The sequence below is a fragment of the Fibrella forsythiae genome (genome assembly GCF_017353175.1).
Taxonomy (GTDB): Bacteria; Bacteroidota; Bacteroidia; order Cytophagales; family Spirosomataceae; genus Fibrella; species Fibrella forsythiae.
This window is the reverse complement of sequence record NZ_JAFMYW010000004.1, coordinates 203,772-224,985: the sequence shown is the minus strand read 5'-3', so window position 1 is coordinate 224,985 and position 21,214 is coordinate 203,772. Positions and strand designations below refer to the sequence as shown.

Sequence of the window (21,214 nt, the reverse complement as noted above, 5' to 3'; positions counted from 1 at the left end):
GGAATGTCACCCGATGGGCAACGGACGTATTACTGTGTAAAATTAACAGGCTTACAACGAAATAAAACCCGGTATTGGATAGGCGGCGAACGTGCCACCTTTGGAGCATTTTGTCTATAGCAAATTTTGTCATCCCGATGACAGGAGGGATGACAAAATTTGCTATAGACAAAAGGTTAACAGATTCTACCGCAACGCTTCGTACAAAATCTCGGCTGGGTGCTTGGCCGTACGGTGTGCCCCATCATGAATCTGGTGGCGGCAGGACGTACCTGCAGCAGCAATGATTACATCGTCGGCCTGCTTCCGGACGGTTGGCAGCAGCACCAGTTCACCTACCTGCATCGATACGTCGTAATGCTCTTTCTCGTAGCCGAACGACCCCGCCATACCACAACAGCCGGACGGGATAATCTCCACCGTGTAATTTTTAGGCAGCGACAAAATGCGCTTACTCGGCACAAGCGACGACACCGCTTTTTGCTGGCAGTGGCCGTGCAGCTTGATCAGCCGTGGCTCGTCAGTGAACAAGGCCGGATCGATGCGTTTGGCATCCAGTTCGCGGGCAATGAATTCCTCGAAGGTCAGGGCATGTTTAGCCAGCTCACGCGCATCATCGGCCAGCGACGCATCGACCAGATCGGGATATTCATCGCGGAACGTAAGAATCGCCGATGGTTCGATGCCGACCAGCGGTGTTTCGTCGGAGATCAGCCCCCGCAAATCACGCACGTTCCGGTCGGCCAGCGTTTTGGCGTATTTCAGCATGCCTTTCGAGAGGGCCGCCCGTCCGCTCTCGCCGTGAGTCGGGATGATGACGTCGTAACCAAGCCGTTCCAGCAGCATCACCGCTTTCTGACCAACCGCCACATCGTTGAAATTCGTGAATTCATCACAAAAAAGAAAGAGCTTAGGGCGTGGGGCGTGGGGCGTGAGCTGCGTTGTATGCCCCTTTGCCCTACGCCCCAAGCTCCACGCCCTAAGCGTCGTTTTCCCCATTAGCGGCATTGTCCGGTCGGGGTGGAAACCGACGAGGCGGTTGGCAATACGGCGAAGCGAGGACGTACCCAGCACGGCGTTCCAGGCCCAGGGTACATAGCTGGCCAGTCCCGACAGACGGGCAAAATTGGCAATTAATCGCGACCGGATAGGCACACCGTTCGCATCATAGTAATGCTGCAAAAACTCAGCTTTCAACTTCGCTACGTCTACGTTCGACGGGCACTCCGATTTGCAGGCTTTACACGAGAGGCAGAGGTCGTATACCTCTTTGATCTCTTTATTATCGAAGCGGTTTTCTTTCGGCGACCGCGTCAGCATTTCGCGTAAGATATTGGCTCTAGCCCGCGTAGTGTCTTTTTCGTTACGCGTAGCCATATAGCTGGGGCACATCGTTCCGCCAGATAGTTCCGTTTTACGGCAGTCGCCCGAGCCATTGCACTGCTCGGCATGTTGCAGTACAGTTTGGTTGGTGTACCGGAAATACGTCTGGAAATCGGGCGTTCGCTGATCGGCCTCGTAGCGCAGGTACGTATCCATCGGTGGCGTATCCACGATCTTTCCCCGATTAAAAATGCCTTCCGGGTCCCAAAGCTGCTTTACCTGCCGCATCAGTTCGTAGTTGTGCTGGCCAACCATTTGTGGAATAAACTCACCACGAAGTCGCCCGTCGCCGTGTTCGCCCGAAAGCGAGCCATTGTATTTCTTCACCAGCGTAGCAATCTCCTCGGCAATCATTCTGAACTGGCGGTGCCCTTCGGCCGTCTTCAGATTAATGATGGGCCGTAAATGCAATTCGCCCGACCCGGCATGGGCATAGTGCACCGATGCCATATTATGGGTTTTCAGAATCTCGTTAAACTCCCGGATGTAGTCGGGCAGATCGTGTACGTCAACGGCTGTATCTTCAATCACAGCTACCGCTTTTTCGTCGCCTGGTAGGTTACCAAGCAGGCCTAGCCCGGCTTTACGGAGTGTCCAGATTTTTTTGGTGTCTTCACCAAAGAGCAACGGGTAATGATAGCCCATGCCTGCGGCCCGCATTTCGGCTTCCATCTCGGCGGCAGTCGACTCAATTTCGGCGCGTGTCGGCTTCGATAGGTCGACGACCAGAATGATGGGAAATCCGTCAGTCGGTGTTTTCTGGACGAAGAAGCTGTTTTTGCGTTGTTCCGGGTTCGAGTCGGCCCGTTCCAGAATGATATCATCGATCAGTTCAACGGCCTGCGGTTTGTATTTCAAAGCAACCAGCGTGGCCCGAAGCGACTCGTCAATACTGTGGCAATGCACGCAAACCAGTCCCTGTTCTTTGGGTGGAAGCGGTACTAAATTGAGCGTTATTTCGGTCATGAAGCACAGCGTGCCTTCCGACCCGGCAATCAGCTTACAGAAATTGAACGGTTCGCCGCCCGGTGTAAACGGTTCGCAATTGAGCAACTCATCCAGCGCGTAACCCGTATTACGCCGTTCGATGCTTGCTTTGGGAAACTGGCTGCGAATCTCCTGCTGATTGGCGGGGTTGGCCAGCATGGCGTTTGTTTTCAGCAGAATCTGATCGGCCAGCGTGGTACTTCCGTTTTTCCAGCTCGCTTCGCCAACGGCCTTGGTAAAATCCCAGGCAGTCTGGCTGCTAAACGCCACTTCTGACCCATCAGCCAGTAATGCTTTCACCGATAGTGTATGCTCGCGGGTGGCCCGATACACAACTGAGTTGGAACCGCAGGAGTTGTTCCCGACCATACCGCCAATCATAGCCCGGTTTGCCGTCGACGTTTCTGGCCCGAAATACAGGCCGTACGGCTTCAGGAACATGTTCAGTTCATCGCGCACAACGCCTGGCTGCACACGTACCCAGCGTTCGTCCGGGTTGACTTCCAGAATTCTGGTAAAGTATTTCGATACATCGACTACGATACCACTGCCTACCACCTGCCCGGCCAGCGACGTACCTGCCGTTCGCGGAATGAGCGATACCTTCTGTTCGTGTGCCAGTTTGATCAGTGCTTTCAGATCTGCAACAGATTTGGGCATCGTAACAGCCAGTGGCATTTCCCGATAGGCTGAGGCATCAGTCGCGTATAGGGTTCGGAGCGTAGAGTCAGTGAAAAAATCACCCTCAAAACCGGGCGGGGGCACTAGAGAAGAAGCAGTACGTGTCATGTAACCGAAACGGCTTTAAACGCGACTGCCCGGTAGGTCGTTCTGTGCGTTTATCAGCCAAATTGAGGGGATAAATTTAACGAAAACTTGGGTCAATGCAGAAATTGACTCATTTTGTAATGGTATTATTCCCAGATAAATAATGAATTGACTGATGTATCTTAAATTATTGTGAATCAGTTGATTGTAAACACTGAATAGATACGGAATACACTTGATTACGTATAAATACGGCTAAAAAATATGATATATTTAAGTATTATTTTGCCATACGCTTATACCATATTGACGAAAAAGAATTTGTACCTAAAGGATTATTTCTTGTAATTTGTCGGTCACTTCATCTATATACTCAATATTTTCTGATTGGAGTGCTATAAGTAGCCATTGTTAACGGTCATTTGATGAGCTATTTGAGTCTGTTATCATAGGGTATCGAGAGCGTATAGAAGAAGCGTATTTACCACTACAAAAACTTTTACTAACCAATCAAACAAACCTATGATGGACAACTCCTACTCAGTAGGTTACGCCACTCTTAACAGGCGTATGCAGTCCGTTCGGTCGTCTCTTCAGTTGGGACTACTGTCGGTGCTCATGCTATTCTTTACGCTGAGCAGCCAGTTAACGTTTGCGCAGGACAACAGCGTAACGGGTAAAGTATCAGATAACACCGGCCGCGGATTACCCGGTGTGAGTGTAAGTGTGAAGGGTACAACACGTGGTACCAATTCAGATGCTGACGGAAACTTCAGAATCAACGCACCGGCCAATGCGGTCTTGGTGTTCAGTTTCGTAGGTTTTGAGAGTCAGGATGTAACAGTTGGCAATCGGGCTACGATCAACGTGACGCTTCTGGAAGACAACAAGACGCTGAACGAAGTAGTAGTTATCGGTTATGGTACAGCCAAAAAGAAAGACTTGACTGGCGCTGTAAACACAATCGGTACCAAAGATTTTAACAAAGGAATTATTACGTCGCCTGAGCAACTGCTTCAGGGTCGGGTACCCGGCGTGGCCATTACGCAGAACAGCGGTGAGCCAGGGGGTGGTATCAACATTCGTATTCGGGGTACGTCATCGGTACGGAGCAACAACAACCCACTGTTCGTAGTGGATGGCGTGCCACTGAGCGGTGGTGAAACATCGGCCGGTGGTGATAACTCAGGTATCGGTTCAACGGCTCCTAAAAACCCACTGAACTTCATGAACCCGGAAGATATTGCCAGCGTCGACATTCTGAAAGACGCCTCGGCAACAGCTATCTACGGTTCGCGCGGTGCCAATGGTGTGGTGTTGATCACGACCAAAAAAGGTAAAGCTGGCAAAGGTAGCCTCGAGTACTCGCCTTCGATCGGTTTTGCTACAATCACCAAGCAGTACGACCTGCTGAGCGCTGATGAGTACGCTAAATTGCAGCCTTCACAGGATCTGGGGGCTCGCGTAGACTGGCAGGATGCTCTCTTCCGTACGGGTGTAACCAATCAGCAAAACCTGGCTTACGGTGGTGGGGATGGTGCCGGCGGTAACTACCGTTTCTCATTGGGTTACCTCGATCAGGAAGGCATTATGGAGCGTAGCAAGATGAACCGGGTATCAGGTACGTTCAATGGCAACAAAAAGTTTATCAACAATAAGCTGAACATTGGTGTACAGGTAACGCTGTCTGAAACGAAAGACAACAACATTCCGGTAACAGACAACGCCGGTTATCAGGGTGACCTGCTAGGCGGTATTCTGAAGTCGAACCCGACGCGGGCAATCTACAATGCCGATGGTTCATTCAACCAGTCGAAAAACATTGCGGAGCCAAACCCACTTGCGCTGATCGGTCTGTCGAAAGACAACACCAAGACGCTCCGTACACTGGGCAACATCAACGCTGAATATGAGATCATCAACGGCTTGAAATTCAAGGTTGTGTATGGTTTCGATAAGTCGATGTCATCGCGTAAGGCTGCTTTCTCACGTGACCTGTTATATCAGGATATTCAGAACGTTGGTCGGTTGGTTATGAGTGATATCGAAATCGACAACACGTTGCTGGACGGGTATTTCACGTATGATAAAGAGTTTGGCAAAGTATCGGTGAACGCCCTGTTGGGTTACGAATACCAAAGCTTCGACAACTACTTTAAACGGACTACTGCTTCGAACTTCCGGACGAGCAACCTTGATCTGATGATCAACAACGCGGCGTCGGCTGATAACTCGAAAGGGTTTGGTAGCCTGTTGGCCAACTCATCGTCATCGCGCGATGAACTGCAGTCTTATTTCGGTCGGGTAAACGTTGGTTTTGGTAAATTGATGGCTACTGCTACCCTGCGTGCCGACGGTTCAACCCGTTTCGGTTCTGGTAACCAGGTAGGTTATTTCCCATCAGCGGCAATTGCCTACAAACTGAGTGACGAAGCCTTCATTCCGAAAAATATTTTTTCTGACCTGAAAGTACGGGTGGGTTACGGTATCACGGGTAACCAGGAAATTCCGCACAATCTGTATCAGCAGCGTCAGCGCTACAGCGATTGGGGCACAAACGCCGAGGCAAATAACATCAGCGGTGGCGGTCTTAACGACGTAGCGTTCCCGAACCCAAACCTGAAATGGGAACAGACAGCGCAGACAAACTTGGGTATCGACTTCGGTATTGCGGGTGGTCGCGTAACGGGTAACCTCGAATACTACCACAAAAACACCACTGACCTGCTCATTCAGGTAACGTCAGCTCAGCCAGCGCTTTCGCCGTTCGTATGGAAAAACTTGGACGCCAACGTAATCAACCAGGGTGTTGAATTAGGCTTAAACGTAGCCGCTATCGACAAGCCACAGTTTGGCTGGGACGTACAGTTCAACGTAGCCTACAACAAAAATGAAGTGCAGAACTTCGCTGGTCTGATCAATACAGGTGCTATCAGCGGTCAGGGTCTGACAGGTGCGTTTGCGCAGCGTATTGCTCAGGGCCAGCCTCTGTTTGCCTTCTTCCTGCGTGATTTCGGCGGATATGACGAAAACGGCAATACCATTTATACGGGTGGCGACGTACAGAAGTTCCTGGGTAAAAGCCCACTGCCAAGCTTCACGGGTGGTCTGACCAATAATTTCCGCTACAAGAACCTCAGCCTGAGTCTGTTCTTCAATGGTGTGTTTGGCAACTACATCTATAACAACACGGCCAACGCTTACTTCACGAAAGGATCGTACAACAACGGTCGTAACGTAACGCGCGACATCCCAACGCTGGCCGAAGGTCCGTTCAACGCGCCCGACGTGTCGACCCGCTTCCTGGAAAACGGCTCGTTTGTTCGGTTGCAAAACGCCAGCCTGAGCTACCGCTTCAATACGGGCAATTCAGCGTTGTCGAACCTACGTGTGTTTGTAACGGGTCAGAACCTGTTCCTGATCACCAACTACAAAGGGCAAGACCCAGAAGTAAACACGAACAAAGCGATCAACGGCGTACCATCGCTGGGTATCGACTACACGGCGTACCCACGTGCGCGTACGTTCACGATCGGTGCTAACCTTGCTTTTTAATCAGTAAACACGATAAACCAAATGACTAAGAGAGGATCTTTAAACCTCCTAACACTCGGTTTGAGTGTTGGACTTGCAACCCTGTCGGGTTGCACCGATCTGGTAGTACAGGAAAAAGATTCAGTGGTTGTAACACCCACTGACCCGACTAAACCAGATCCCAATTTTAACGCAACAGAAGCGCTTCGGTCGGCTTATAACGACTTGGGTGCTTTTACTGACCAAGGTAGCATGTACTCGCTGGGTCAGCATACATCAGCCGAAATGATCCCACCAACGCGGGGTGTTGACTGGGGTGATAACGGGGTGTGGCGTACGCTCGACCAACACACCTGGGATGCTACGCATTCGAACGTACTGACGGCATGGAACCAGCTTAATCAGCGGGTATTTAAAACTACCCAGTTGATTGCATCTGGTAAAACCACGCCACAGCAACTGGCCGAAGCCAAATTCCTGCGCGCCTGGAACATGTTCCACGTGATGGATTTCTGGGGTCAGGTGCCGTTCCGAGAAGTAACTGAGGGCGTCGATGCAAATCCTAAGGTGAAAACGCGGTCAGAAGCATTCGACTTCATCGTGAAAGACCTGACAGAAGCCCTGCCTAACCTGCCCGAAGCCAAGCCAGCTCAACAGGATAATTCGGTGGCCTCGAAAGCAGCAGCTAACTTCCTGTTGGCCCGCCTGTATCTGAACAAAGCCGTTTACAAGTCAGCTAAAGCTGAAGGTAGTTACACCTTCGACAAAGCCGATATGGACCTGGTTGTGAAGTACGTTGACGCTATTACAGCGGCCGGTTTTACCCTCAGCTCTGATTATTACAAAACGTTTACTACGACTGGTGCAAATGAAGTAGTTTTTACCAGTCCTGAAGGAACGGCTCAAAACCGGTGGTACATGACTCTTCACTACGACCAGAACCCTTCTGGTTGGAACGGCTTTGCTACGCTGGCTGATTTCTACGATAAATTTGAAGCCAATGACGTTCGTAAAGGGCAGGCCGCCAAGAAAGATGGTACCAACTACTCTGGTATTGGTAAAGGCTTCCTGATCGGTCAGCAGTTCGACGACAAAGGCGTAGCGATCACCGATAGCCGGTCTAAAAAGCCACTCGTGTTCTCACGCGATGTATCGTTGGCGGGTACGCCAACTGAAAAAGGTATCCGGGTTATCAAGTACCACCCTGCTGATGCGGGTAAGTACATCCTGATGCGTTATGCCGATGCGTACCTGATGAAGGCCGAAGCCCTGCTCCGTAGTGGTAATGCACCGGCTGCCCTTACGCAAGTGAATGCATTACGGACCATACGGAAGGCATCTGCACTGACTACCCTTACCAACGACGCGATGTTTGATGAAATCGGCCGCGAAACGTATTGGGAAGGTGGCAAGCGGACTGTTGAAGTTCGTTTCGAGAAGTTCTTGACGGGTACGGGCGTAGACCGCAAAGACCCAGGTACGGTACTGTTCCCGATCCCATCTGATGCTATCACGTCGAACCCGAACCTGAAGCAGAACGCAGGTTATTAATCTGAATTCGTATTTTTGAGTACCAAAAAGGCTCGGCTCTGTCGAGCCTTTTTGGCTTTTACGTATCCTGAAACCTATAAGGTCTCGAAGACCTTATAGGTTTGTTTGCACAACTACCTGGCTATGCGTACAATCATTACAACCACCTTTGTCGGTTTATTTTTCGTCCTCGTTCTCTGCACCTGTACAACAAGACCAGATGCCGACGCAATCTATCAGACATTGAAACCCGGCGAAGCCCAATTCGTTGTTAAGATGGATGGCGAGTCGTTTTATGCCGACGAGAGCCGATTTAAAGGCGAAGTTACCGTTAGGCCCGAATCGATTCGGCTTAACCTTTTCGATCAGTACGAAAGCAATACCATCGTCACGTTGGGTGGAAACGAGCTGTTTAAACGTCCCATTGTTCAGCCAATTACCCTTGATAACCAAAATACTGGCAGCGTGATGATTGGTAAAGTGCGCGATAAAGCGCAACGCACCGGCGATGGTTTCATCATGACAGAAGGCACCGTGACGGTTGACCACCTGTCGGACGAGAAAATAGTGATACGGCTTGCCGGCAAGACCGGGAATTTCAATACCATGAATAACCGGGATACCTGGAAACGGCTGGAAGGCTTGCTGGTATACAAACGCCCTAAAATTATAATGCGTGGCGACGCAACAAAAGCTTTGCTGTATTAAGCCTCGCTAAACTTGTAAGTTTCCCCGACCGCTATAGAGTTTTACGTGGTAACTTTGGGTTTAGCGTGCCGTAACTAACCTATGAACAAGACAGTATCAACGTACCTGAAACTTACCATTAGCGTTTTTGCCCTTCTCTGCCTGGTAGCCTGTTCGTCGAAAAAAAGCGATACCCTGTTCGAGAAAATGGACAACGAGGCCATTGGCGTCACCTTCCAGAACAAGGTCGAAAACCGGGCCGATTTCAACATCTTCAACTACCGGAACTTCTACAATGGAGGCGGTGTGGGGGTGGGCGATATCAACAACGATGGCTTGCCCGATATCTTTTTTACCTCAAACATGGGGTCGAATAAGCTGTACCTGAACAAGGGAAACTGGAAGTATGACGACGTTACGACCAAAGCAAAAGTAGGAAGCAATGGTAAATGGGGTACAGGCGTGGTTATGGTCGACATTAATAACGATGGCCGACTCGATATCTACGTTTGCTATGCCGGTTATCAGAAAGGCGTTGACCAGCGGAAGGAACTGTATATCAATCAGGGTAACGGCCCCGATGGTGTGCCTACGTTTACCGAGGAAGCCAAAAAATACGGTCTCGACGATAATGGTTACACGACCCACGCCGCCTTTTTCGATTACGACAAAGACGGCGACCTCGACTGTTATATTCTGAATAATAGCTTCATTCCGGTAAATACGCTCAACTACGAGAACAACCGGAACGTGCGCGCCGAAGACTGGCCCGTAAAAGATTTTCTGAAAGGGGGCGGCGACCGGTTGATGCGCAACGACAATGGCGTATTTCACGACGTCTCGAAAGAAGAAAATATCTTCAGTAGCCTGATTGGCTTCGGCCTGGGCGTGACAATCGGCGACGTGAACGGCGATAACTGGCCAGACATTTACGTCTCGAACGACTTCTTCGAGAAAGACTATCTCTACATTAATCAGCACGATGCGGCTGGTCGACATACCGGGTTCACGGAAGAGATTGAGCAGCGGATGAAGCACCTGAGCATCGCGTCGATGGGGGCCGACATGGCCGATATCAACAACGATGGGTATCCTGAGATCTTCACCACTGAGATGTTGCCCCGCGACGAGAAGCGGCTGAAAACAACCACCTCGTTTGAGAACCATTACGTGGCTAATCTGAAACGGGATAAAGGCTTTTATAATCAACTTCAGCAAAACTGCCTGCAACTGAATAACCAAAACGGTACGTTCAGCGAGATCGCCAACTACGCCGGTGTGGCTGCCAGTGACTGGAGCTGGGGAGCCTTGCTGTTCGACGCTGACAACGACGGATACAATGACATTTACGTTTGTAATGGCATCTATAACGACGTGATCGATCAGGATTTTATCGACTTTTTTGCCAATGAACTTGCCCAGAAAATGGTGCTGTCGGGCAAGAAACAGGAGTTTGATGAGATTGTGAAAAATATGCCTTCACGGCCCATTCCGAACTACTTCTTCAGTAACAACAAGAACCTGCGTTTCACTGAAACGGGCGACGCCATGGGCCTGGCTGATCCGTCTTTCTCAAACGGGGCCGCCTACGCTGATCTGGACAATGACGGTGATCTGGATCTGATTGTCAACAACGTGAACCAGCCCTGTTTTGTGTATCAGAACCACGCTGAGAAAAAGGCAACGGCGAACCAGTTTTTGCGGGTGAAACTTCAGGGCGATGGGCAGAATACATTCGCGATCGGGTCGAAGATCGAGGTGTTTGCGGGCAAGCAGATTTTTAGCCGGTACATCGCTCCATCGCGCGGGTTTCAGTCGAGCACCGAATATATACAGACGATTGGCCTGGGCACTAGTGACCAGATCGATTCCGTGCGGATAACCTGGTTCGATGATAAAGTGACCCTGCTCCGTGCACCCAAAGCCAGAACAACCTTAACACTGGCTCATAAAGACGCCCGCATAGGTACGTCGGGGCAACGTATCCAGGCCACCAGCCAACCTGTCGGGCCGCCTCAACCCGCTGCACTTTTCACGAACGTACCTGCCTCCTTCGATGCCCACGTTGAAGACAAGTACGAAGACTTCTTCGATGAGCGAAATATTCCCATGAAGCTATCATCTGAAGGCCCGAAAGCGGCTATCGGTGATGTAAATGGCGACGGTCGGCAGGATGTATACATTGGTGGTGCCAAAGGGCAGGGTGGTCAGCTGTATATGCAAACAGGAGCGGGCTTTACCAAGTCGAATCAGCCTATTTTCAGGGAATTGAGTGATTTTGAAGACACGGCCGCCCAATTCTTCGACGCTGATAAAGACGGTGATCTGGACCTGTTTGTGGGTAGTGGTGGCAATGAGGTACCAACAGGCTCAGGTACGTTAATGAACCGATTGTACCTCAATGATGGAAAGGGCATATTTCAACTCAATACCCGTGCGCTGCCCCAAACCACCATGAACACATCGGTGGCCATTCCGTATGATTACGACCGTGATGGCGACCTGGATTTGTTCGTTGGCAGTCGCAGCTACCCCAAAGAATATGGGGTCAGCCCGCCAAGCTACATCTACCAAAACAATGGTGCTGGCGAATTCATTGACGTAACGAAGCGAATTGCTCCCGAGTTTGCTGATCTGGGTATGGTTCGTGACGCCGTTTGGGCCGACCTCAATGGTGATGGTCGTAATGAACTGGTAGTTGTAGGCGACTGGATGGCCCCGCAGGCATTTAGCTATACCGGGGGGCAATTCACCAAAATGAGTACGGGCCTTGCTGAACTCACCGGCATGTGGGGCGGCCTGGCCGTGGCAGATATCGACGGCGATAAAGATAACGATCTGATTCTTGGCAATATCGGCGAGAACTTCTCGCTCCAGGCCGATGCAGAACACCCGTTGAAACTATGGGTCAATGATTTCGACAAGAACGGAATTCTGGATAAAGTGATGACCAAAACCATCGACGGTAAGGACGTACCTGTATATCTGAAGCGCGAAATGGCCGATCAGTTTCCATTCCTGAAATCTAAAATTCTGAAACACAGCGATTACGCCACAAAAACGTTGCAGGATCTTTTCCCGGCTCCCGTGCTGGAAGCTTGCCAGAAAAAAACATTGACCTACCGCCGGTCAATTGTGGCAATAAATGATGGCAAAGGAACATTCACAGTACGTGATCTGCCCGATGCGGTGCAGATGACCTGCGTTAATGCAATTTCGTGTGAAGACCTGAACAACGATGGCCGTAAGGACATGATTCTGGGTGGTAACTTTACTCATTTTACACCTCAACTCGGTATGATCGATGCCTGTCAGGGCGTGGTATTATTGAACCAACCTGATGGTGTGTTCCGAGTGTTGTCTAGCAGAGAGAGCGGTTACCTGACCAGCGGCGAGGTAAAACAGATTAGCCCATTGATTATCAATAACCAGCGTTACCTGCTAAATCTGGTTAATAATGCGCCGCCACTGTTATTTAAACAGCGTTAAATTTTCTCTGTTTAAGGAAAGCTCTACAAAACTTACCTATCTATAGATGTAGATAAATACACTGGTTAAGTAGCTCATAATAAAGGGCCTGTCTTCGCAAAGACAGGCCCTTTTGTGTCAAATTAATACAATTAATTACACTATATAAACTCTATTGTTAAAATATATTAAATAGAGAAGCTTGTGTTTTGTTGAATTATTCAATCTTACTATTGTAATTTGCCCTATCGATCAACCCTTCTTTGTCCTATTACAAAGTAGAAGGAGTCAATACTCAACGTGACCTATTTACAATTGCCTCATTACCAACGTCATTGTTGTTCAGTTGATTTAGTCTATTTGTCTGTAGAACAAAGAGATAGGAAGGTGGTCAAAAACCATTTTTAACAAGTCAACCGTTTTATGAACGACAAACCCTACTCAACAGTGGGTCAGGTTGTTGACTCCAGCCACAAGCCGGGAGTCAATACACCTGCTAACCTATGGAAGGCAGTTTTTACGCTGCTGATGCTCTTCACTGTTTCCTTCGCGTTTGCCCAGGAAGCGACCGTTTCCGGTAAAGTAACCGACGCAGGGGCCGGTATTGGTCTGCCAGGCGTTACTGTACAGGTTAAAGGACAGACACGGGGTATAACTACTGATGCCGATGGAAATTATAGACTAACTGGTGTTGGCCCAACGTCGGTGCTGGTATTTAGCTCAATTGGTTACACGCCGCAGGAAGTAACCGTAGGCAACCGGCAAACAGTTAACATCTCGCTCGCTGAAGATAACAAGACTCTGAGCGAAGTAGTGGTGGTAGGTTATGGTACGCAAAAAGCCAAAGACGTAACAGGATCAGTAGCCACGCTAGGGCCCAAAGATTTTAACAAAGGGGTGATCACGTCGCCTGAGCAACTGTTACAGGGCCGCGTGGCGGGTGTACAAATCACGCCAGCCAGCGGTGAGCCAGGTGCGGCCAACAACATCCAGATTCGGGGTGCAGTATCGTTGCGTGGTGGTAACACACCTCTGTACGTTATCGATGGGGTTCCCCTCGACGGTGGCGATTTCAGCAGCGGTACACCCGACTTCGGTACGGGTACTACAACGGCGCGTAACCCATTGTCCTTCCTGAACCCGAGCGACATCGAGAACATTTCGGTACTGAAAGACGCCTCGGCCGCCGCTATTTATGGGGCACGGGGTGCCAACGGTGTTGTGCTGATCACAACGCGCAAAGGAAAGGCCGGTGCCCCACAGTTAAATTTCTCGGCGTCAGGCGCGGTTTCGTCAACACTGAAGCGATACGATCTCCTCTCTGCTGCTGATTTTCTGGCGGGTGTAACGAAAGCCGGCGGCGACGCTACACTCGCGACGGTAAACGCGAAAGCTAACACTGACTGGCAGAAAGAGATTCTGCGGACCAGCATTTCGCAGATCTATAACGCCAGTTTCGGCGGTGGTAACGATAACACGCGTTATCTGTTCTCATTGGGTTATCAGGATCAGCAGGGTTTAGTGAAAGGTACTGGTCAGCAGCGTGTTACGGGTCGTATCAACGCCTCGCAGGATATCTTCAACAAGAAGGTAACACTGGCTGTAAATGCTACTACGTCGAACGTAACTGACCAGTATGCCATGACCGGTAACCAGGCTGGTGCGTTGGGTAACCTGTTTGGTGCCATGATTGGCGCTAACCCAACCTACCCTGTTTTCCGCAACAGCAGCGATACGGCTTCATACTATCAGCTAGCTGGTGGTTCGTACCGTAACCCACGCGCCATGCTGGATCTGTACCATGATAAGAGCGTAACCAACCGCACGCTGGCAAACGTTAGCGCCACCTGGTTTGTAACAGACGGCTTATCGCTGAAAGCAAACTTCGGTGTTGATAACTCAACGTCGACCCGTACTACTTCGATCGATTCACGGTTGAACGGTCAGTTTTCTGTACCACTTGGTTCAGTGACCAACCAGGTTTTTGCCGATCCAGTAACGGGTCTGGGCGGAGCAGCGTATATCAATAACCTGAATCGTCTGTCGAAACTGGTTGAATATACGGCGAACTACAACCGGAAACTCGGCCCTGGTACGCTTGATGCCGTAGCGGGTTTTGCTTACCAGACATTTGGTACAACAACGAGTTACCTGGCGGCCAGCCGGTTCCCCTTCAACGAATCGATTATCTCATACACCGACAACATCGGAGCTGCCAACACCCTGACTGGAACGGCCATTGGTGGTGGTTCATCGCGTGGGCAGAACGACCTCCAGTCGTACTTTGGCCGGGCCAACTACAACTGGAATGAGAAGTACCTGTTGACGGCTACCGTACGGGTCGACGGATCGTCACGTTTCGGGATCAACAATAAATACGGTACGTTCCCATCGCTGGCCGGTGCGTGGCGTATTTCGCAGGAGAGCTTTATTCCGAAAGGGGTTTTCGATGACCTGAAAATCCGGGCCAACTATGGTATTGTGGGTAATCAGGATTTTGCCGGTGGTGCGTCGAAGATCATCTATACGTACAACAACACAGGTTCGCAGATTCAGCAGAACAACCCGAACCCTGACCTGAAATGGGAGCAGAACACCACAACGGGCGCTGGTATCGATTTCAGCGTGTTGAAAGGTCGTTTGTCGGGTTCGATCGATTACTACCACCGTGCTGGTTCGAACACACTGCTACAAGTGTTCTACGCACAACCTGCACCAGTTAGCTACAAATGGATCAACCTGCCAGGCGAAATTGTCAGCCAGGGTATCGAGTTGAATCTGATTGGTCAGGTGGCACAAACGCAACAATTTGGCTGGGAAGCCGTGTTCAACCTGACTACGCTTGACATCAAAGCAAACGGTATCGGAACAAACCAGGCCGTTGGTGCGATTAGCGGTCAGGGTCTGTCGGGTGCCTATGCAGAGCGTATCACCGATGGTTATGCACCGTTCTCGTTCTTCATTCCTAAGTTCACCGGTTTTGATTCGAACGGCTATTCAACCTATGCCGATAATGGCGCAGCCACGTATCAGGGCAGCCCATTTGCCAAACTGCGTTTAGGTTTGACCAACAACTTCACATTTGGCCTCTGGACAGCCAGCCTGTTCGTGAACGGTCAGTTTGGTGGTAAAATCTACAACAACACGGCCAACGCCCTGTTTGCTAAAGGTGCCCTCAAGAACGCTCGTAACGTGACCTACGAAGTGGCCAACAGCAATGAGAATGGCTTGAACCCGGCTTCGGTATCGACTCGCTTCCTGGAAAGCAGTGATTATGTTCGGATCACCAACCTGACGCTATCGCGCCGGTTTGAATTGCCGAGCGGTGGTTTTGCCAAGTCGCTATCGCTGTCACTGACCGGTCAGAACCTGTTCATTTTCACGGGCTATACGGGTCTGAACCCAGACGTAAACACCGTGACATACAATGGTAACGGCAACGGTATTCCGTCACTGGGCATCGATTACACGCCATACCCAACGCCCCGCACGGTTACGCTGGGATTAAATGTTGGATTCTAAGCAACCAGTATGAGCTCTGTCTCGTATGTATAAATAGTATTATTTTCATATTATCTGGTACATACGAGCAGGCATCAACAGAACATTTTAGTCAAAAAAAACATGAACTTTTCAAAATATCGGACCATTGGCTTGCTAACTGCTACCGTACTGGTAGGTGGAGCGGGCATCAATGGCTGTACAAATCTCGATGACAAGGTGTATGGTGCCTTATCATCAACCGATGCCAAACAGGGGTCTATCACACTGGACCCAACAGCAACTTTACAGGGGGCTTATCAGGCCCTAAACGTCATTGCCAACAGCCAGGGACGTACCTACGCGCTGGAAGAGCATTCGTCGGATGAAATGATGGGACCAACCCGTGGTACTGACTGGGATGACTTCGGCGTATGGCGCAAACTGCACCAGCACACCTGGGATTCGCAGCACACAGAAGTACTGAATGCCTGGAACGACATGAATACGGGTGCTTTCCGGGCTACGCAGGCTGTCTACGCTGCTGGTTCAAACGCCCAGTTGGTTGCTCAGGCTCGTTTCCTGCGTGGTTTCTTCACATCGTACATCGTCGACTTATTTGGTCGTACGCCTGTTCGTCAGGTAACCGATGCCGCTGATGCCAATCCGCAGGTATTGACTCGTCAGGCTGCATCCAACTATGTGATCAGCGACTTGCGGGCTGCTTTTGCTGTATTGCCAACCTACACAAAAGCAACAGCAAACGTGGCTACGAAAGAAGCGGCTGCTGCTATGCTGGCTAAAATGTACCTGAACCGGGCGGTATACAACCAGAACCCATCATCGCCAGCCGGACCCTATACGTTCGCGAAGGCTGATATGGATTCGGCGGTTTACTTCTCGAATCAGGTGATTGCCAACACGGCTTTCGCCCTGAATGCGAAAGGGAAATACTTCGATAACTTCCACTGGGATAACGATCAACGCTCAAGCGAAATGATCTTTACCATTCAGAACACGTCGACGGCTCAGCCTGGTAGCGTTCAGAACCGGTACTTCATGACCGAGCACTACAACCAATACATTGGTGCCTGGAACGGTTTCACTACGCTGGCCGATTTCTACAATAGTTTTGAAGCCAATGACGAACGCCGCTCAGCGCAACCATCTGACCTGACCCCAATCACTGGTTTAACAGCTGGTTTCCAGGTAGGTCAGCAGTATGGTCCGCCTGCTGCCGGTACCACAGCACTGGTTCCTTTGAAAGACCGTAGCGGTAACCCGCTGGTGTTTACACCGAACGTGAATATTGGTTTGGCCAATGAGGTGAATGGTATCCGGGTTATTAAATACCTGCCTAACCCAACAACCTATAACAACCCAACCAACGATTACATCCTGCTTCGCTACGCCGATGTGCTGCTGATGAAAGCTGAGGCCATTGCGCGTGGTGGTACTGACCCACAAGGCCAGACTGCTACTACGATCGTCAATAACCTGCGGACAACGCGCGGTGCTACAACACTGGCAACGGTTGATCTGACGGCTATTCTGGCCGAACGTGGTCGTGAATTGTACTGGGAAGGCTGGCGCCGGAGCGATGCTATTCGCTTTGGTACGTTCCTGAACCCGGTTGATCAGCGCCCAACAAAGTCGCCTGATACAGCTGTGCTGTTCCCATTCCCACAACAGGCAATCGACAGCAACCCGAACCTGCAACCACAGAACGCAGGGTATTGAAAATAGGTCGAATCATTGATGTGTTGGCCGAATCGTTAATATGTAGGGGCGGCCCTTGCGACCGCCCGCTTTCGACCGCGGCCGCCCACCTCGCGACAGCAATTGTTTAATAGAAAGAGCCGTTACACCAGATGTAGCGGCTCTTTTTGCATAACCTTAGGTACGTTGCTGTCGCGAGTGGGCGGCCCCTCGGTCGCGTCCGAAAGCGGGCGGCTGCAAGGGTCGCCCCTACATATCTACAATTCAGGCCGTATCTTTACGTACCTATGAAACCTGCCGTATTTCTACTGATTCTTGTTGCCTGTCTCGGCTGTAACAACGAAAGCACGCTGTTTGAAAAAACTGATCCGGCGCAGACCGGGCTTTCGTTTGCCAATATGTTGCAGGAGACTGAACAAGAGAACATTCTGTCGTTCGAGTATTTCTACAACGGTGCCGGTGTAGCCGCTGGCGACCTGAACAACGATGGCCGTGTTGACCTCTACTTTACGGGGAATCAGGTACCGAATAAGCTATTCCTGAACGAAAGCGACACTGCGAAATCGGGCAAGGCAGTACCCTTAAAATTTACGGATATTACCGCAACAGCAGGTGTGGCCGGTCGGGCAGGAGGCTGGAAAACGGGTGTCACACTGGCTGATGTAAACGCCGATGGCTGGCTCGATATCTACGTGTGCTACTCAGGCATGCGGCCCGATTCGCTCCGCCGGAATCAGTTGTTTATCAATAATCATACTGGCCCCGGCAACCAGTCCGCCGGTGCGGTACCTACATTTACCGAACGTGCCGCTGAATACGGCCTTGCCGATTCGGGCTACTCCGTACAGGCCAACTTCTTCGATTATGACCGCGACGGTGACCTTGACTGTTTCCTGATCAATCATAACCTGAAGAATTACCAGCGGAAAGAAGCCGCCGTCATGCGTGCCGAACGCGACTACAACGCAGGCGATAAACTGTTTCGGAATGATGGTGGGCATTTCGTTGACGTTTCTGAATCGGAGGGCATTAAGGGCAATCCGCTTGGGTTCGGGCTTGGCGTGTCGGTGACTGACGCCAATGGCGATGGCTGGCCCGACGTGTATGTGGCGAATGACTTTGTTGAGGACGATTATTTGTACATTAACCAGCGTGGTACAAACGCTACCGGGTCGGCCTTCCGGGATGAACTTCGTGAACGGATCAATCACACGTCGTACTCGGCAATGGGCGTCGATATTGCCGACGTGAACAATGATACCCGCCCCGACATTTTCACGCTCGACATGTTGCCCGAAGATAATGCCCGCCAGAAACTGCTGATCTGGCCCGATAACTGGCAGGTATATCAGGCGCAACTGAAAAACGGCTTCTGGCATCAGAACATGCGGAATATGCTCCAGATCAACCAGCAAACGCCGGGTGGCTCGGGCCACTTCGCGGAGGTAGGGCAATTGGCCGGTGTATCGGCAACCGACTGGAGTTGGGGCGCACTGCTCGCCGATTTTGATTTGGACGGCCGTAAAGATCTGTTCGTCAGCAATGGCCTCGGTCGCGACCTGACCAACGCCGACTTTACCAAATACCTCAGCGACGAAGAGCAGATGCAGAAAGGCACCTCGCTGCTGGATCAGTTGAAGCAGATGCCCTCGACGCCTACCAAGAACTACATTTTCAGGAACGTGAGCGGCCCGCAGCCTGATAGCGTAGCGTTTCAGAACCGACAGAAAGAGTGGGGTTTCGACGAAAATACGCGCTCGAACGGCTGCGCCTACGCCGATCTTGACAACGACGGTGACCTGGACCTAATCACCAATAACCTGAACGAGCCCGCCCGCATTTACCGCAACACGGAACGTGACCAGAAGGAGGGCCATTTCCTGAAAATAAAGCTGAAAGGCCCGCCCGCCAATCTATTCGGCATTGGCGCCACGGTAACAGTTGATAACGGTGGACAGACGCAAACACAGGAAAATTACCCCACACGCGGTTACCTGTCGGCCAGCCACGACGCGCTGCTGTTTGGTCTTCCCGCCGGCGAAAAACCAACGCGCATCCAGGTACGCTGGCCCGACGGACGTATCGACAACGTACCCAACGCCAGCGCTGACCAAACGCTAACGATCTATTATGCAAAAGCAGGCGCGTCTCTCGCACAAGCGGCTGCCCCGCCAGATAGCCCTACGTTGTTTACGGAGCTTCCTGCCGCCCCAGACTATGTGCACACCATTGCTCCGGTTAATGATTTTGAGCGGCAGTTGATGCTGCCTGAGCAGTATTCGTATGCTGGTCCGCGCATGGCAGTAGGCGATGTGAACGGCGACGGGCAACCGGATGCGTACGTATGCGGCACGCCCGAAAAGCCAGGTACGTTGTTGCTTGAGGCGAAGGGTACTTTTACCCCAAGCCCCCTGCCCCAAGCCCCCGGTACTGCCCCCCGCAAAAATGCTGATGCGGTGTTAGCTGACTTTAATGGCGACAAGCGACCCGATCTGTTTGTCGTGAATGGCGGGTACAGTATCCGGGATTTTAGCGAACTACCCGATCAACTCTGGCTCAACGAAAACGGTAAGCTTGTGCCAGCCGCGCTGCCGGAAGACAAAATCAATGGTTCGTGCGTGACAGCCCTTGACGTTGACCGTGACGGTGATATGGATCTGTTCGTCGGCGGCTTCGTTCGGCCAAACCGATATCCGTTGGTTGAGGAAAGCCTATTGCTGCTCAACGACGGCCAGGCCCATTTTACCCCCAAATCTTTAGGCAAGCTGGGCCTGGTGACCGACGCCATCACCACCGACGTGGATCACGATGGCTGGCCCGATCTGGTTGTCGTGGGCGAGTGGATGCCCGTGACTGTGTTGCACAACAGCATGGGCCAACTGAAAACAGAAGACTCCGGTGAGCAAAAGACGCTCCTGGGCTGGTGGAACCGCGTGGAAAAAGCTGATCTGGATGGTGATGGCGATGAGGACCTGATCGTCGGGAATATTGGTCAGAACACGCAGTTCCGGGCTACCACCGCTGAACCGGCTACGATGGTGTACGAAGATTTCGATCAGAATGGGGTTATCGACTGTTTCATGACCTACTACATTCAGGGTAAGGCCTACCCGGCACATACCCGCGATGAAATAGGTGATCAGGTAACGAGCCTGCGCCGGACGTTTCAGACCTACGCCTCGTATTCAACCGCCACACTCGATCAATTCTTCGATCCGTCGGTGCTGGAACGGGCTCAGAAACGAGAGATAAACGAAACCCGGACGCTGGTGCTGGAAAATCAGAATGGGCAGTTTGTACCGCACAATTTACCCCCATCTGCTCAATACGCCCCCATCTTCGCCATCCTGGCCGACGATCTGGATCACGATGGCAAAAAAGACCTGGTGCTGATGGGCAACAACTCGAAACTTCGCCTGCGCCTGGGTAAAGTAGACGCGAACCACGGCCTGGTGCTGCGGAACAAAGGCAATTTCCAGTTTGAAACCGTCCCCATGACCCAATCCGGCCTATTCGTCAACGGCGATATCCGCGACGTAAAGCGTGTAGGTAATTACGTGCTTGTTGGCGAGTGTGACGGTCCTTTGAAGACGTTTAAAATGGGTGGTGCTGTGCAATGATGATGCTGACTCCTTCACGCTGATTTGCTTAGTATGAG

Annotated in this window: 8 protein-coding genes; 7 read left to right on the top strand and 1 reads right to left on the bottom strand. The window is 51.1% G+C overall.

The annotated features are described in order from the left end of the window. Nucleotides 1-186 precede the first annotated feature (186 nt). Nucleotides 187-3,159, bottom strand: coding sequence for an FAD-binding and (Fe-S)-binding domain-containing protein (locus J2I46_RS15030; protein WP_207329864.1), 2,973 nt, complete (start codon nt 3,157-3,159; stop codon nt 187-189). 549 nt (nt 3,160-3,708) lie between these two features. Here J2I46_RS15030 and J2I46_RS15025 point away from each other — a divergent pair. From J2I46_RS15025 to J2I46_RS14995, 7 genes are all read left to right on the top strand, one after another. Then, complete coding sequence (locus J2I46_RS15025) at nt 3,709-6,693, top strand: SusC/RagA family TonB-linked outer membrane protein (RefSeq protein ID WP_229379772.1); 2,985 nt, start codon at nt 3,709-3,711, stop codon at nt 6,691-6,693. 60 nt (nt 6,694-6,753) lie between these two features. Then, complete coding sequence (locus J2I46_RS15020; RefSeq protein WP_229379771.1) at nt 6,754-8,223, top strand: RagB/SusD family nutrient uptake outer membrane protein; 1,470 nt, start codon at nt 6,754-6,756, stop codon at nt 8,221-8,223. Between the two features lie 123 nt (nt 8,224-8,346). Continuing rightward, a complete protein-coding gene (locus tag J2I46_RS15015; RefSeq protein ID WP_207329861.1) occupies nt 8,347-8,910 on the top strand; it encodes a hypothetical protein in 564 nt (187 codons plus the stop codon). Between the two features lie 81 nt (nt 8,911-8,991). Then, nucleotides 8,992-12,378, top strand: coding sequence for a VCBS repeat-containing protein (locus J2I46_RS15010; protein ID WP_207329860.1), 3,387 nt, complete (start codon nt 8,992-8,994; stop codon nt 12,376-12,378). A gap of 402 nt (nt 12,379-12,780) precedes the next feature. Further along, nucleotides 12,781-15,879: a SusC/RagA family TonB-linked outer membrane protein gene (locus J2I46_RS15005; RefSeq protein WP_207329859.1), complete on the top strand. Its 3,099-nt coding sequence runs from the start codon at nt 12,781-12,783 to the stop codon at nt 15,877-15,879. Between the two features lie 102 nt (nt 15,880-15,981). Continuing rightward, entirely contained in the window at nt 15,982-17,577 is a 1,596-nt protein-coding gene (locus tag J2I46_RS15000) for a RagB/SusD family nutrient uptake outer membrane protein (protein WP_207329858.1), read from the top strand. A gap of 266 nt (nt 17,578-17,843) precedes the next feature. After that, nucleotides 17,844-21,176 carry a VCBS repeat-containing protein gene (locus J2I46_RS14995; protein WP_207329857.1) on the top strand — a complete coding sequence of 1,111 codons (3,333 nt, stop codon included), beginning with the start codon at nt 17,844-17,846 and terminating at the stop codon, nt 21,174-21,176. Nucleotides 21,177-21,214 lie beyond the last annotated feature (38 nt).